At 34.0% G+C, this 15,034-nt stretch carries 16 protein-coding genes and 1 pseudogene; 6 read left to right on the forward strand and 11 right to left on the reverse strand.

The features are described from left to right. From BN999_RS02145 to BN999_RS02155, 3 genes are all read left to right on the forward strand, one after another. Positions 1-371 (forward strand): transposase (locus tag BN999_RS02145; protein ID WP_255247382.1); only part of this gene is annotated, 371 nt, incomplete at its 5' end. Positions 372-504: 133 nt separating this feature from the next. Next, complete coding sequence (locus BN999_RS02150; protein WP_096269758.1) at positions 505-1,215, forward strand: Type 1 glutamine amidotransferase-like domain-containing protein; 711 nt, start codon at positions 505-507, stop codon at positions 1,213-1,215. A 166-nt stretch (positions 1,216-1,381) separates the two neighbouring features. Further along, the gene (locus BN999_RS02155) at positions 1,382-1,945 is read left to right on the forward strand and encodes a DUF4256 domain-containing protein (RefSeq protein ID WP_373453621.1); all 564 of its coding nucleotides are present in this window, start codon (positions 1,382-1,384) and stop codon (positions 1,943-1,945) included. 85 nt (positions 1,946-2,030) lie between these two features. Here the strand turns inward: BN999_RS02155 and modB are convergent, their stop codons facing one another. The 3 genes from modB to BN999_RS02170 all read right to left on the reverse strand — a co-directional run bounded on the left by modB (position 2,031) and on the right by BN999_RS02170 (position 4,449). Next, complete coding sequence (modB, locus tag BN999_RS02160) at positions 2,031-2,717, reverse strand: molybdate ABC transporter permease subunit (protein WP_096269760.1); 687 nt, start codon at positions 2,715-2,717, stop codon at positions 2,031-2,033. Then, a complete protein-coding gene (gene modA, locus BN999_RS02165) occupies positions 2,698-3,489 on the reverse strand; it encodes a molybdate ABC transporter substrate-binding protein (protein WP_096269761.1) in 792 nt (263 codons plus the stop codon). Before modA ends, modB begins: the two co-directional genes overlap by 20 nt. An 81-nt stretch (positions 3,490-3,570) precedes the next feature. Then, entirely contained in the window at positions 3,571-4,449 is an 879-nt protein-coding gene (locus tag BN999_RS02170; RefSeq protein WP_096269762.1) for a LysR family transcriptional regulator, read from the reverse strand. A 113-nt stretch (positions 4,450-4,562) separates the two neighbouring features. Between BN999_RS02170 and BN999_RS02175 the strand changes: the two genes are divergently transcribed. After that, positions 4,563-5,633: a citrate/2-methylcitrate synthase gene (locus tag BN999_RS02175; RefSeq protein WP_096269763.1), complete on the forward strand. Its 1,071-nt coding sequence runs from the start codon at positions 4,563-4,565 to the stop codon at positions 5,631-5,633. A 197-nt stretch (positions 5,634-5,830) separates the two neighbouring features. Here the strand turns inward: BN999_RS02175 and BN999_RS02180 are convergent, their stop codons facing one another. The 4 genes from BN999_RS02180 to BN999_RS02195 form a co-directional block, all read right to left on the reverse strand. Further along, positions 5,831-6,421, reverse strand: coding sequence for an LAGLIDADG family homing endonuclease (locus BN999_RS02180; RefSeq protein WP_176481849.1), 591 nt, complete (start codon positions 6,419-6,421; stop codon positions 5,831-5,833). 104 nt (positions 6,422-6,525) lie between these two features. Continuing rightward, on the reverse strand, positions 6,526-7,737 hold the full coding sequence (locus BN999_RS02185) for an MFS transporter (RefSeq protein WP_096269765.1): 1,212 nt from the start codon (positions 7,735-7,737) through the stop codon (positions 6,526-6,528). A gap of 25 nt (positions 7,738-7,762) precedes the next feature. Continuing rightward, the gene (locus BN999_RS02190) at positions 7,763-8,785 is read right to left on the reverse strand and encodes an ROK family protein (protein WP_096269766.1); all 1,023 of its coding nucleotides are present in this window, start codon (positions 8,783-8,785) and stop codon (positions 7,763-7,765) included. 263 nt (positions 8,786-9,048) lie between these two features. Beyond that, positions 9,049-10,431: a vWA domain-containing protein gene (locus BN999_RS02195; protein ID WP_217988459.1), complete on the reverse strand. Its 1,383-nt coding sequence runs from the start codon at positions 10,429-10,431 to the stop codon at positions 9,049-9,051. A gap of 410 nt (positions 10,432-10,841) precedes the next feature. On the opposite strand from BN999_RS02195, the gene BN999_RS02200 reads away from it, so the two are divergent. Then, on the forward strand, positions 10,842-11,324 hold the full coding sequence (locus tag BN999_RS02200) for a ribonuclease H-like YkuK family protein (RefSeq protein WP_176481883.1): 483 nt from the start codon (positions 10,842-10,844) through the stop codon (positions 11,322-11,324). 34 nt (positions 11,325-11,358) lie between these two features. Here the strand turns inward: BN999_RS02200 and BN999_RS02205 are convergent. The 3 genes and pseudogenes from BN999_RS02205 to BN999_RS02215 form a co-directional block, all read right to left on the reverse strand. Further along, positions 11,359-12,014 (reverse strand): annotated as a pseudogene (locus BN999_RS02205) (DNA alkylation repair protein). A gap of 290 nt (positions 12,015-12,304) precedes the next feature. Beyond that, positions 12,305-12,928: a CAP domain-containing protein gene (locus tag BN999_RS02210; RefSeq protein WP_096269769.1), complete on the reverse strand. Its 624-nt coding sequence runs from the start codon at positions 12,926-12,928 to the stop codon at positions 12,305-12,307. A 131-nt stretch (positions 12,929-13,059) separates the two neighbouring features. Then, positions 13,060-13,722: a CPBP family intramembrane glutamic endopeptidase gene (locus tag BN999_RS02215; RefSeq protein ID WP_096269770.1), complete on the reverse strand. Its 663-nt coding sequence runs from the start codon at positions 13,720-13,722 to the stop codon at positions 13,060-13,062. A gap of 221 nt (positions 13,723-13,943) precedes the next feature. Here BN999_RS02215 and BN999_RS20475 point away from each other — a divergent pair, with 221 nt between their 5' ends. Further along, complete coding sequence (locus BN999_RS20475; protein ID WP_176481850.1) at positions 13,944-14,111, forward strand: hypothetical protein; 168 nt, start codon at positions 13,944-13,946, stop codon at positions 14,109-14,111. A 56-nt stretch (positions 14,112-14,167) separates the two neighbouring features. On the opposite strand, the gene BN999_RS02220 is transcribed toward BN999_RS20475, so the two are convergent. Then, positions 14,168-15,031, reverse strand: coding sequence for a 5'-3' exonuclease (locus BN999_RS02220; RefSeq protein ID WP_096269771.1), 864 nt, complete (start codon positions 15,029-15,031; stop codon positions 14,168-14,170). Positions 15,032-15,034 lie beyond the last annotated feature (3 nt).

The raw sequence follows: 15,034 nt of genomic DNA on the forward strand, positions 1-15,034 counted from the left end.
GCTCCATGTGTACAAAGGCGAAAGAGGGAAACAATCGAAAAGTATATCTCAATGAAAAGTGGGAATCTCAAAAAGAATACGTCAGGGAGAAGCTTTCAGACGAGAAAACTGGTGAAATTTACGGTAAACGTAAAATCGATGTGGAGCCAGTCTTCGGATTTCTGAAGGCTAATTTGGGTTTCACTCGAATGTCTGTTAGAGGAAAAGAGAAAGTGATAAATGAATTAGGATTTGCGCTTATGGCGGTAAACTTGAGGAAGTATACCGCCAAAATGGGTAAATCTAGTTTAGGAAATGGAAATGATTTCAAAAAACTGGTTCCAAGCAATTTTCAATCGCTTAGAACCAGTTTTTTATTACTTTCTGGCTAGTTTTGTCCCAGCCTCTTTTTCTTTTTCTAAAGGTATTATGGCATAAGGAATATTATGGTAATATATAGCTGTTAAGCGCTATTTTATTAGAATCCAAGGTAAATATTATTCTTGAATTGGGGTGGTATAGAAGATGAATAGGCAAATAATTGCACTTGGAGGAGGAGGTTTCTCTATGGAACCCCATAATCCATTACTAGATAAATATATACTAACTCAGTCTAATAAAACAAATCCCAAAATTTGTTTTATCCCTACTGCAAGTGGAGATTCAGAGAACTATATTACTAGATTTTATAACTTCTTTGAAAACCAACCATGTCAACCTTCCCATTTATCATTATTTAAACCACCTAGTAGAAATTTAACGAACTATTTATTAGATAAAGATATTCTATATGTTGGTGGTGGAAATACTAAAAACTTACTAATCTTGTGGAAAGAATGGGGTTTAGATATCATCTTAAGGAAAGCTTGGGAAAAAGGTGTATTATTAGCTGGTATTAGTGCAGGATCCATTTGTTGGTTTGAAGAAGGAGTGACTGATTCCTACGGAGAAGGACTAGAACCAATTAAGTGTTTAGGGTTTTTAAGGGGGAGTAATTGTCCCCATTACGATGGAGAAGAAGAAAGAAGACCTAGCTACCATAAACTAATAAAATCAGGTGAAATGAAACCTGGAGTCGCTACTGATGACGGTGTTGCAATTCATTATGTCGATCAGAAGATACATAGAGTTGTTAGCTCCAGACCAAAATCAAAAGCATATCACATTTACTATGATCAGGAAGTTAAAGAAATTGAAATGGAAACATTCTACCTTGGTTCCAATCATTCTACTTAAATAGATAGGGATAGTGTTTGTAAGTTTCATATTTGGAGTATGAATAATTTACTTCTCCACATTATCTAATGTAAACTAACATCATACTACTATTAAATTAATTGATAAATATCTAATACCAAAAACATTTTATGTAAAAGTTATTAGGAGGAAAGATAATATGACAATGACTGATAAAAAAGAATTATCTCAAGAACAGCGTGATTACTTACTAGGTGTATTGAAATCCCGTTTCGAAGCCAATATGGATCGTCATCAAGATTTAAAATGGGATGCAGTCCAAGCAAGGATAGAAAATAACCCAGAAAAACTATGGTCTCTTCATGAAATGGAAAGAACAGAAGGCGAACCAGATGTAGTTGGATATGATAAAGAGAAAGACGAGTATATCTTTTGTGATTGTTCCAAAGAAAGTCCAAAGGGCCGCAGAAGCGTATGCTATGACCAAGCCGCACTGGAGGCTAGGAAAAAACATAAGCCAGAAACTAGTGCGATGGAAATGGCAACTTCCATGGGGATAGAACTATTGACAGAAGAGCAGTATAGAGAGTTACAAAAACTTGGGAAGTTCGATATGAAAACATCCAGTTGGGTTCAAACACCATCTGCTATTAGAAAACTTGGTGGTGCCCTTTTTTGTGATTATCGCTATGATCATGTATTCGTATATCACAATGGCGCAGATTCGTATTATGGTGCCAGAGGGTTCCGTGGGTCTTTAAGAGTATAGATCATGCCATAAAAAATTGGCCTTAAGTATGAAGCTTTAATATGAAGAAAAGAAAGGGCTAAATTATCAGTATTATAATGATAATTTAGCCTTTAGTTTCTTTTGTTCGGATAAATAATAGCATAAAAAATGATATGATCACGATTGAAATAACCCACATCCAAGCTAGAGTCATTTCCCCTGAGTCAATAGCAATATAGATAGCAGTTGGGATTGTTTGTGTTTCTCCAGGAATATTTCCGGCAAACATAAGCGTTGCCCCAAATTCTCCCAATGCACGAGCAAAACTTAAAATACTACCCGCAATTAAAACACGTGAGGCAAGCGGTATCGATACATACAGAAACACTTTCCATTCATTTGCACCATCTAATCTAGCTGCTTCTTCGATATCCGACTCTACGCCCTGAAAGGCTGACTTTGCAGATTGATACATGAGAGGAAAAGAAACTACAACAGCAGCAATAACAGCAGCCCACCAGGTAAACATGATGGATTGATTAAATAACCATTCAATCACATCGTCAGCAATACTATTTCTTCCAAAAAGTACTATTAGAATGAATCCAACTACAGTCGGAGGGAGTACCATTGGTAGCATGATGATTGTTTCTACTACTGCTTTCCCTCTAAAACTATTACGGGCAAAATATTTACCAATAATTGTCCCTATGATTATCACAACAATACCTGAGACTGTGGCAATTTTAATTGATAATCCAATAGGACTGAAGAATTCTTCTGAAAATAACTTAGTAAGTATGGAATCCATAATCCTTAAATACCTCTATAGATTCGTCACTTGTTAGAAAATCATAAAAATCTTTCGCAGCCTCATAGTTTTTACTATCGTTAAGTATACCAACAGGATAATGGATAAGTGTATGTGTGTCTGAATCTATCGTCGAAATAATGTCCACTTTATCTGAAACCATTGCATCAGTTTTATACACAATGCCAGCAGCCACGCTTGCAGTCTCCACATAGGATAGAACTTGCCGAACATCTTTTGCTAGGACCATTTTTGACTCTAAGTCTGACCATAACTCTTGGTTTCTAAGGGATTCTTTCGCATATTTTCCTGCAGGAACAGTTTCGGGAATACCGATGGAAATATGATCTATATTTTTATGTATTAAATCTTCTAGACTACTAACATCCATTGGATTATTAGATGGTACAATGATCACTAATTCATTCATGAGTAACACATCCCAATCTTCCTTAGCTATGAAACCTTCTTCTACTAATTCATTAAATTTATCTTCTGCCGCAGAAAAAAACAGATCCACCGGAGCACCTTGCACGATTTGTTGTTTTAGTGATCCAGAACCACCAAAATTAAATCGTATTTTTACATTGGGGTGTTCCAGTTCATATTTACTTTGTATTATTTCTAATGACTCTTTTAGACTTGCAGCTGCTGAGATAGTCAATTCAACTGTCTTTGTTGTATTGGAGTTTGAACCTTCCTTAGGTGAACAACTTGCAAGCATTACAAGTATTAGTAATAAACATATATATTTTTTAAAATAACTTCCCATGTATACACCTCGATTGCTATCCAAAATAGTACGACATAGTCTAGTTTACTATATTTCTTATGAAATTACAGAACATGCTTCTCAGCTGAAATGAAATGATGAAATAAAGTTCATTAGTTCCGAATCAAATTGCTGATCGTTTCTATAGACAAAGTACATACTAGCACTCGGAATATCTATATTATCCACAGGAACTTCTAGTAATCTACCTTCTAATAACTCTTTATTGATAATGGATTTAGGTAAAAAGCTAACGCCCATTCCTTCTAGAACAAATCGCTTGGTTATATACGATTGATTAACTTTCATCATTCTAAGGGAAGGGACCATTGTAATTAACTTTTCCTTTAAATCTGGCCAGTAGTAAGGATGGTTATCTGTAAATAAGATATTATTTTCCAGTGTTTCAAATGGATCAAGTACTGGTCCTGATTCAAAGTCATATCCATCGTGTTTAATAATTAATGAAACGGGCTCTTCGTGAAATTGAATGGATTTGATGAGACTTGTTCCAGGTAGACAGGATAATCCGAAATCAACTATACCGCTTTCAATTTGCTCAGAGATTTCTTTAGACTCCATCACTTGAATGGTGAATTCAACTGTAGGATTGGCAAGCATATATTTATGCAAAACAGTTGGCAAAATGGTATCTGCAAGTAGGGGAGAAATAGCTATTCGTAACAACTTATTGAAACCTTGCTTATATTGATTTATTCGATGGATACTATTTTCAAATTGGGAGACAATTTCTAGTGATTCACGGTAAAACAATCTACCAAACTCCGTTAAAACAATGTTTCTACCATCCTTTATAAATAGCTGCCCACCTAATTCTTTTTCTAATTGTTTCATCTGAAATGTGATAGCAGGTTGTGTAATAAACAGTTTTTCTGCAACTTCACGATAATTTTCATGTTCTGCGGCTAATATAAAAGTTTTAATTGTTCGTATATCCATTTAATAACCTCCAATCAATTAATATCATTTATTATTATAGTAAAAATTACTAAATATTAATAATCTTTTAACTGCTATATAATGAAGCCAAAGGAAAGGGAGTGGGGAAGACGATGTATTATCCAGGTTTAAAAGGGGTAATCGCTGTACAGACATCTTTGAGCAATATTGATGGAGAAAAAGGAATGTTAACGTATCGAGGGATTGAAATTGAGAGGTTAGTAGAGAAATATTCTTTTGAAGAAGTTGCTTATTTTTTATTGTACCGAGAATTTCCAAATGAGGAAATGAAAGTCCGGTTTAAGGAAAAATTAATTAATTATCGTCCTATACCAAATTATATTGTTGGGATACTAGAGCTAATGCCAAAGGAAATGCCGTTAATGGACGTATTAAGGACAATTATTTCTTCCTTCAATTTACCAGAAAAAGATGGTATTTATGAAGCTGCAGAACGATTAATATCAGTTTTTCCAACGATAATAGCATACCGGTATAGACAACTAAAAAATCTACCTGTAATTCCACCAAATAGCTCATTAGATCATGTAAATAATTTTGTTTATATGCTTACTGGTAACATAAATTCTACTCATGCTCAAATACTCGAATCCTACCTTATTCTTACTATGGAGCATGGTTTGAACGCATCTACATTTGCAGCAAGAGTTACTATTTCAACTGAGAGTGACCTAATATCGGCAATAACAAGTGCATTAGGAACCATGAAAGGGCCATTACATGGGGGTGCTCCATCAGGAGTGATAGCACTTTTAGAGGAAATTAAGACAGAAGATGCAATATGTGAAGTAATTCACAAGAAGTTAGAAAATAAAGAACGAATAATGGGATTTGGTCACCGTGTATATAAGACAACTGATCCTAGAGCATTAGCCTTAAAAAATACCATCATGAAGATGGATGAATTGCCAGATTGGATCGATTTAGCAGTAAAAACTGAGATTGAAACGATTGAGATTCTAAAACAAGTAAAACCAGACCATAAACTATATACAAATGTGGAATATTATGCAGCAGCGATAATGAAAACGCTGAGTCTAGATGAATCATTGTTTACAGCAATTTTTAGCTCGAGTAGAATTGTTGGCTGGTGTGCACATGCAATTGAGCAACAAAATAATAATACGTTATTTAGACCAAATGCTATGTATATTGGTAATTAATAATAAATTACGCTATAAAATTTCTAATTGTTTTATAGCGTAAAATTCCAATTTTGTCTCACTATCTAGAGTAAACTTGTATTTTGAGATATTTATCGTTATTTTATCATTAACTTCCCATAATAAGTATTATGTTAACAAGAAAAAGAATTAAATGGAACAGCAATTTATACGAATAATTGCTGTTCCACCCCTATCTATTCAATGATTGACTTATTAATAAAGTTAAAATTATATTTGAATATCTCATCCTGCTTTATCCATCTCTTAGGTGTTTCTTTCTTAATTTCCAAACAATCACATGTGAATTTATACGATCTGCTAGTAGCATATAGAGCTAGAAATTTTAATTTGCGATTACTTACATCTTCTCTTGTAGCCTTATGTACCCTGTCTCTAATCTCACTAGCTTTCTTATTTTCTCTTTCAAACTCATTAAACTTTCTGCTAAGATACAGTTCCTTATCCTGATAAATCCATTCTGCAAATAACTTGATAGATTTTCTTCCTCTTATATGAATCCTGTAATGTCTATCCTTTTCATATAGTTGTGGCTGTAATTCAACTCTTTCTAATTCTTTCATTAGTTGAATCATAAACACTCTGGAACCACCAACAAATGTAACTGTGTACTTATCATAGTTCACATAGCCATCTCCATCAAAAAAACCTCTAATAAAATGACTCTTATATTGATCGGGTACATTAGGGAATTTGATAGTGCTTGATTTATTAGGTTCAATACCATGAGTTTGAATTAGATCATTTTTTAGAATCTTGCTATTCAAATTTAAATTATAAACACCAGTCTTTTTATTTTTATATAGAGGCTGATTCGATCCAATTATTCATAACGGGTAAACAATAATTCTTTTCCTTAGATTACATTACCTCAGAAAAATGACTTCTTATATTTTTTTAGTACATAATTTATTCTTTCCGAACTCCAGATCATTGCTCCAACAAAAACTACAATACAAAATGGTAAGATTCCTATTGTTAACTGAGATGCAGTAAACCCTAGTAAAGGTGGGATAAATGTTGTACCTGTATAAGCAACAGCCATTTGGTATCCCATAATAGTTTGAGAATGTTTTTTACCAAATCGAATTGGGGTTTCATGCAACATACACGGAAATATTGGCGCTAAACCCAGTCCAACTATGATAAAACCGATAAGTGAGAAAGTAGACGGCAAAGGTAAAATCAGGATGATGGCCCCTATTAATGCTATAGTTTGCCCGATGCGAATGAGCGTTCTGTTACTCATTCTGAAGGTAATAAATCCCGTAATAAATCTACCAATTGTTATGCCTGCAAAATAGAAGGAAACCCACGCGGCAGCAGTTGGAGGATTTAAGCCTTTGATATTTACCAAATAACTACTTCCCCATAGATTCATTGTAGCTTCTGCACCACAATAAAATAAAAAGGACACTAACGCTAGTTTAACCCCTTTAACCTGTAAAGGTTTTATATCTTTCTCACCTTCAACGTGATTGATCATTATAGATTCCTTTGTCACTTCATCTAAAATAGTATTGCAATTCTTAGCCACCCTCTTCCATAAAGGTAATGATAAAATAAGGACCAACACTAAAAATATCTGGATGCAAGCAATAACCATATATCCATTACGCCAAGAATTATCACCTGTAGAAATGAACTGAGCCATAATAACGGGTCCGAGCGTAGCACCTACTCCCCAAAAACAATGTAACCAGCTCATATGATGTGCCTCATAGTTTGTGGCTACATAGTCGTTTAACCCGGCATCAACAGCCCCTGCACCTAATCCAAGTGGAATAGCACAAATTATTAACCAACCTATAGAATGAGCAAAATTAAATCCTAGTAAAGCAATAGCAGTCATTGATACGCTAACAATTGTAACTTTTCCTGTACCAAACCGTTTAAGTACCTTTCCACTAACCAAGCTTGAGATTATCGTGCCACCCGCTATAGTCATGAATAGAATTCCACCTGTCTCAAGTTGTGCTCCAATGTCTGATTGCATTGCAGGCCATGCAGCCCCTAACAATGAATCAGGTAAACCTAGGCTAATAAAAGCCAAATAAATAATAACTAAAAGTAAAGTTGTCATATGTTACCTCATGTAATATAGAATTTTAGTTCACTTTATTCATTATCAGATCAAGCCCAAGACGTTGTAATCCAACTAAATAATCTTGTTTCCAATCACTCCTAGTTAACTCTGGAAGGTGTTCTGAAGGAATATACTTTGAACTGACCTCTGCAATCTTATCTAATACTCCTTCTTCTATTTCATTACGCACAAAAATTATCTCATGGGGGTTTATGATCGCTACAAATGATGCTATTAATCTACTTATTGCATCAATCTGATCTGTCTCGTTTATTGATATCGTTTTATACTCAATCCCTCTTTCGAAAGCTCGCTGGAAATTCAGGTCATTATACTGTGGAACGAATGCAACTTCTCCCGCGAAAAATGTACTTCCCCTCACCACATCTCCATTAATTAATAATCCTGCACCTGGTCCGTTTTGGCCAAAGTAGAGATAAACGAGGGATTTATTATGTTGATTCCCCTGACGATTATCGATTCCAATAACAGCAGCATTCATATCATTCTCAACTGTTACTGGTAAGGAGAAATATTCTTCTAAGTATCCTTTTAAATCAAAATGTTGAAACTGATCATATCCAGGTATAAAGAATATTTGGCCATTATCAACCGAACCAGGAACCCCAATGGCGATGGAGCTGATTTTTGGATGATTAGTGACTATTGATTCGATACACTTGGTTAATAAACTTAATCCATCTTCAATCAAAACACTTGGTACATTCCCTTGTTCTTTTATTTCTCCCGAACAATTACAAATCGTAAAATTCGTCTCGGTTTTTTCTAAAAAAATGGCTAGACCTAGCATATGATCCGAATTGTATGTATACCTTTTAGCTCGTCTCCCTCCACTAGATTTATCTAAACCAACCGAGGTGACTTCCCCCTCTGTCTCCATTTGACCAATGAACTTACTTATAGTTGGAAAACTAATTTTCAATTTATCACTAAGTTCGACTTTTGTTGCACTTCCAAGTTCAATCAATGTCTTTCGAATACCACTTAGAATTGCGCTCTTCATCATTTCTGGAGTTGAAGCCATTTATTTCACCCTTTGTTCCAACATCTTATTAAACACATTTAATAAGTAATTTATAAAAAAACTAATTAAAATGATTTAATAAGTTACCCATACTATATCATATAAGTTTTTGTAAAACAATTGTGATTTTAAACTGCACGATCTAAAAACGTTATTCGTATTATAAGCCTAATTTCACCATGTTTTATAATGAGAAATTAGGCTTATAGACGTTTTTAATATATGATTTTATATTACTTTGCCACACTCAGATAATTAATGTTTTAGTCATAAACAAGCTCTTCCATTTCTTCTATCCATTGAAAAACACGGTCTTTGATATCATTAGCTATGTCATCAATTTCCTTAATTTTTTGAGATTCTAAATCCCTAGAAATATCCATCTTACTACTATATCTAGAAGAAACTAATTCCTCTATCTCTCTATATGTTTCAAGAGTTACCATTTCTTCTTCGATAATCATATTCATGGCAGCATCTAATCGATCTTTCTCCTTATCAATTAGTTGCCTTATTCTTTTATGCTCTTCCCTATATTTATCATACTCAGCTAAGATTTCCCATGGACCAGGTGCTTTCATATGGGCCCATGCTAACTCTCCCATAGAAGGCAACCATTCATATTCAATCGTCTCTTGTATTTCTTCTGCATTATTAGCTGAATAATATTTTCCGTTCCCAGCCTCGGAAACTGCTGTCAGCTGGTCTTCCGCTTTTTTATCTACATTAAAACCAATAATATTGACTGAACGGTCCTCATGATTCATAACAAAATCTTTAGCGGCTTGAATTGGATCACCATCACAAGTTTCTACACCATCACTTACGATATAAACAGTGACTGCACCTTCTAATTCAGCTATCATTTCTGTTGCCTTATTGATTGCACCTGCTAGCGGAGTCCATCCTTTACTATCGAAAGTAGATAGTGAATCTTCGAAGGCTTCCGAGTTGTACGCTCCCATTGGGTAAATTTCCTCAATACCTTCACAGGATATTTTTTTATCAGAATTGTCTTCAGATCCTTTATGTCCATATACAACTAAAGATACTTCACTTTCTTGACCAATTACATCTGCAAAACGCAAGACTGCATCTTTTGCAATGTTCATTTTCACCTCACCGTCAACACTTAATAGCATACTTGAACTAGCATCTAGCAATATAATTGCTTGACCAATTTCTTCGCTATTACCAGATTCACTAACTCTTTTAGGATTTGGAAGATAAGGATCCTCAAAATCAGGCTGAAAATCCTCAGCAATTTCTATCACTTCTTTATAATTAGGACTACCTAATAATTTAATAAGAGCACTTTCAATAACCTCAGGCTCCTTAGTTTCATTAAGGATATTAACCAATTGTTCGTGTAACTCTTCATTTAAACTCTCCATTACATCCTTTGAGTCAGTTGATAATTCATTATCTAATGTTAGGTCATTTACCAAGATTCCAGTGGGCTGATCTTTGATATCTTCCAAGATCTCTGTCGCAGCCAATGCACCTATTTCAACTTTCATGGTTGTATCCGATTCTCTGTCCTCTGGATTTTCATCTGCTACCTGTTTTTCATCATCATTTGGTTCTTCTACCTTAGTCTGATTATCTTCACTGCATGATGCAACAATGAATAATAAACCGGTCATAAGTATCAAAAAATAATATCGCAATACCCGCACTCCTTTATTTTCCAATTCTATAGTCTAGATTGGAGGGAATATAGGCAATAGTCAATATATCAAAATAACTATTTAGAATTATTTTCTGGTACTTATTAACCATTTAGGTAAAGTGAAAGTAGTGAAAATGTCGATTATTTAACTGATATATCCAATAGAGATACAAAATGATATATTCCCGAATAATATATTAAGAAGTGGTATTTGGAAAGTTTTTTTAATAAAACAGTCAATTCTTAGAAAGTTTAACAAAAACTAAAGAATAGTCATAGGATTCTTTAGTTAAAATAATAAATAAGGAGTTAATATAGGAGGTTTCTGTTGTGGCCAAACTAAAAGTTTTGGATTTTAGCTTTCAAAATTTAACTCATAAAAGTATGTCATTTGATGAGGTATTCGGACATATTGTAAGATTCATGGATAAAGAACCTAATGGGCAGTACCGTTTGATATTTGGTACCGATTCTCAAGTACATCCAACTTACACTAGATTTATAACTGGAATAGTTATTCAGCGTGAATCCAAAGGTGCCTGGGCATGCATACGCAAAGTAATCGTTCCAAGGAAGATGATGAATCTCCATGAGAGAATATCCTATGAAACAACTTTAACAGAAGAAGTGGTTTCCATGTTTACAGAAGAAAAAAAGACCCAGTTAATCGATATTGTTCTACCCAATATCTATAAGGGATCCTCCTTTACCATTGAGGGGCATATTGACATTGGTTCTTCTCATAAAAACAAAACAAGGGTATTTGTAAATGAGATGGTTGGAAGGATGGAATCATTAGGCATTGAGCCCAAGATCAAACCAGACTCATTTGTTGCGAGTTCTTATGCTAACCGCTTTACTAAATAATCATATAAGAGCGATGTCCATCCTTTTATTTAAATTATAGATATTTACTTCCCTCTCGTATACTAAGGTTTGCTAACTTATTTTGTTCTATAAAATTACGAACAGATTCTGGATTAGTTTTTGAGTATTCTCGCAGTGCCCATCCTATTGCCTTTTGAATAAAGAATTCTTTACTGTCTGAATTTCTTTTTATGTATGTATATAGTAAGTCTTCATTCGTTTTTTCTTTATATTTTAGTTGAAATAATATTGCTGTCCTCTTAACCACATATTTTCATTTTGAGACCAATTATCAATGGTACTATTGATAATACTTGGTGAATCCACTGCGATTTTACCAATAGGTTTTTGAGCTAACATATCTACTGTATCCCACCAGGATTTCGTTGTTATTAATTGATGCATTAGTGACAAATGTTCTTTCGATATATTTTTAAGTTGTTTATCGATATAATCCAAAGCTAGATACTGATATTCTCGTTCCTCTTTTTCCCATAATTCTATTAAGAAATCTGAATTAAAAGGTTGTTTATGTAATCCGGTTTCTTTAAAGAATAGTGAAGTTATTCTTCTACGCTCGGGTGATTTAATACCTAAAAACGGGAAATGGTCCTTCATATATCGTTCCATTTGTTGAGCATTCTCTATGTTTCGGTACTTCTCAAATTCTCCTGTTATCCATTGCAGCATTGTCTTCCCCACCTAATAAAGAAGAGGCTGGGACAAAAGAGTTTAAGTTAATGAAAATCCGAACTAATATGATAAGCGCATAGACCCGCTCCGGAAATATACTGCGCTTTCCGCGGGCGGCTGGTGAGCCTCCTCAGAGCTAAAGCTCTTCCGGGGTCTCACCGATGCCTTTCCTCCCGCAGGAGTCTCCGTATATTTCCGGAGCTGATGCGGAAAAACGTTCAGGTTTTCAACTTGACTTCTTAGTTATGTCCCAGCCTCTTCTTCCTTATTTCTTGTACGTTAATGTTTTAGGACCCTGTAAACATTTGAACCCATGCTCCATTGTAATATCCTACACCAATGGAATCAAACTTAGCATTTAATATATTGGCCCTGTGTCCTGATGAATTCATCCATGCATTCATAACTTCTTGTGGAGTTTTTTGCCCTTTGGCAATGTTCTCTCCAGCTGTACGATATTTAATCCCAAACGTTTTCATCATATCGAAAGGTGATCCATAGTTTGGACTAGTATGAGAGAAATAGTTGGAATTAATCATATCCATTGCTTTTTTCTCTGCAACACTTTTTATATCTGCTCTGTGTAGCAATGGTGATAATCCCTGTTTTGCTCGCTCTTTGTTTACTAACTGGGCAACTTGCTCTTCGAAAGTAGTCGGGCTAGCGGCAGTTGCACGAAGTCGAATTACCGATCCAACCTGCATGTTTGTCGGAACCACATTTGGGTTTAATCGCATCAACTCATGATAATCTAAACCATAACGCTTAGCTATAAACCAAAATGAATCTCCTTTTGAAACTTTATAGAAATCAAAAGGAGGTTCATTAAACATTTTGATATTTTGTGCACTTGCTCCCATTGGAAATACAAGTATTAACGCAAAGAGCAAGGGAATCAATCGCTTAACCATAATAGTCACCTCATATTTTGTAAAATTGTTATCCCCCTGCTTCTATTGTTTCTTATGTAACAATAGTAATACATTAATTTACAGAGTGTAAAAATTTGGTAAGGTAACATTCCTTCTAAATATGAGTTCTGTTAATAAAATAATGTTAAACCAATTAATATGATCATAATATCTGCACATATATGTATCATCCAAGAGGACCAAATTGTTTGATTACGTTCATTTACTTTATGAAATATCAATCCAATAATCCATAATCCGAGGAAACATAGCCCCATAATCAATGGACTAAACCATAAAGCAATCATCGGGACATGATAAGCAGCAAATAGTATTGGGCTATAAATATAACCTAATTTCTTTGGTAAATTAAAAAAGATAAATCCCCTGAAGAAGTATTCTTCTAAAAAAGAATTTCCAAATGTCACATAAAGGCCTACAAATATATATGTAGTAGCACTAATCCCCAGCCGCTCTGTTAAATCATTTTTTATCGTGTCTAAACTAATCAATGGCAAGAATATCAAATATGCGATGAGAACGATGGTGGCGGATGTAAATCCGAGGATAACAATCCGTTTCCACTCATTAAAAGAAATTCTTTCTATACTAATAGCATCTCTAAATCGATAATCCTTAAATATTCGAATATAAACTCGAATTGTTAGGTAAAAAAGGCCTATTTTTAAAATAGTTTTAATTAGATAGTTAATTTCAATACCATGTTCAATAAAAGCAAGTAAACCACAAGTAATTATTGTACTTAAAATGATAAAGATTGATTTTTTACCCATAAAGTTCTCCTAATTAAGATCTATAGTAAACTGTATATTCTTTTCTAAATTTATTTTCGATTATCCCATATCTTTAACCTTATGTACAATAGAAAAATATAAAAAGGGTAAATTTGTAAATTAAATGAATTAATTTAAATAAACGGGGTAACATACATTTTGTAAGGTGAAATAGAACTAGTATGTTCATTTTCACTAAAAAAAATAGGAGGTAATTAGTTATGGCGAACAACAAAAATCGCAACAACAACAATAACAATAATAACAACAATAACAACAATGATAATGTTGAATTTGCGAATGAGTTTCTAAATGATGATAATTTAGATAACAACAACAATAATAATAATAATCGCAATAACAACAATCGTAACAACAAACGTAAATAGTAATTTCTAAAAGTAAAGACCTGTATTGTCAGACAATACAGGTCTTTACTTTGATATTACGATAGAAGTTTAATTAAGTTATTCACTTGTAATTCCTCGAATTTTTGTGTTACTTTCTCGCGGTTATATTTCCAACCAGCTTTATCTAATGATACTTCAATCGGTACATCACAACGAATTTCAGCAAGTCTTCTCGACAGATGAAGCATATCCAGATTAGTTTTTATCTTTGTTTGTACACCCTTAGGTAGCTGATCAATATTCTCTAACAAACCATCAATCGTTTCATGTTCTTGTAGTAGTTTTAATGCAGTTTTTTCCCCTATTCCTTTAACTCCTGGATAATTATCTGAAGTATCCCCCATTAATCCTTTTAGATCAATAATTTGTTTAGGTTGAAGTCCCTTCTTTTCGTAAAAGTTCTCCTCGGTGAAAACTTCATAATTCCCTTGACCTTTTCTCATAATCGCTACACTAATACCCGGTTCAACTAATTGAAGGATATCTTGATCACCAGTTAAGATTAATACCTCATTCTCATTAGAGAATTGTCTGGCAAGTGTACCAATACAATCATCCGCTTCAAAATTTTCAATACCAATATTTGGCATATCAAAAGCATCAACAACTTCTTTAACCAAATCAAATTGAGGAATTAGTTCTTCCGGAGGTGCTGAACGATTGCCTTTATAATCCTCATACATCGTTGTGCGGAATGTTTTACTTCCCATATCCCAGCAACAGATTACATGTGTGGGTTGGAATGTGTCTACTGCATTTAATAAATATCGTAAAAATTGGTACACACCATTTGTAGGAACCCCATTTTCATTCTTCATGAAGTTACCTCGGATTGACGTAGCGAAAAATCCTCTAAATAAAAGAGCCATACCGTCTACTAATAAGATTGATTGTTGCAATCT

The organism is Paucisalibacillus globulus (assembly GCF_900184735.1).
Taxonomy (GTDB): domain Bacteria; phylum Bacillota; class Bacilli; order Bacillales; family Amphibacillaceae; genus Ornithinibacillus; species Ornithinibacillus globulus_B.

Bases quoted from the DNA above. Each gene is read 5' to 3' on its own strand.
- BN999_RS02150 (WP_096269758.1), top strand. From the start codon at position 505: ATGAATAGGCAAATAATTGCACTTGGAGGAGGAGGTTTCTCTATGGAA.
- BN999_RS02155 (WP_373453621.1), top strand. From the start codon at position 1,382: ATGACTGATAAAAAAGAATTATCTCAAGAACAGCGTGATTACTTACTA.
- modB (WP_096269760.1), bottom strand. From the start codon at position 2,717: ATGGATTCCATACTTACTAAGTTATTTTCAGAAGAATTCTTCAGTCCT.
- modA (WP_096269761.1), bottom strand. From the start codon at position 3,489: ATGGGAAGTTATTTTAAAAAATATATATGTTTATTACTAATACTTGTA.
- BN999_RS02170 (WP_096269762.1), bottom strand. From the start codon at position 4,449: ATGGATATACGAACAATTAAAACTTTTATATTAGCCGCAGAACATGAA.
- BN999_RS02175 (WP_096269763.1), top strand. From the start codon at position 4,563: ATGTATTATCCAGGTTTAAAAGGGGTAATCGCTGTACAGACATCTTTG.
- BN999_RS02185 (WP_096269765.1), bottom strand. From the start codon at position 7,737: ATGACAACTTTACTTTTAGTTATTATTTATTTGGCTTTTATTAGCCTA.
- BN999_RS02190 (WP_096269766.1), bottom strand. From the start codon at position 8,785: ATGGCTTCAACTCCAGAAATGATGAAGAGCGCAATTCTAAGTGGTATT.
- BN999_RS02195 (WP_217988459.1), bottom strand. From the start codon at position 10,431: ATGACCGGTTTATTATTCATTGTTGCATCATGCAGTGAAGATAATCAG.
- BN999_RS02200 (WP_176481883.1), top strand. From the start codon at position 10,842: ATGTCATTTGATGAGGTATTCGGACATATTGTAAGATTCATGGATAAA.
- BN999_RS02210 (WP_096269769.1), bottom strand. From the start codon at position 12,928: ATGGTTAAGCGATTGATTCCCTTGCTCTTTGCGTTAATACTTGTATTT.
- BN999_RS02215 (WP_096269770.1), bottom strand. From the start codon at position 13,722: ATGGGTAAAAAATCAATCTTTATCATTTTAAGTACAATAATTACTTGT.
- BN999_RS20475 (WP_176481850.1), top strand. From the start codon at position 13,944: ATGGCGAACAACAAAAATCGCAACAACAACAATAACAATAATAACAAC.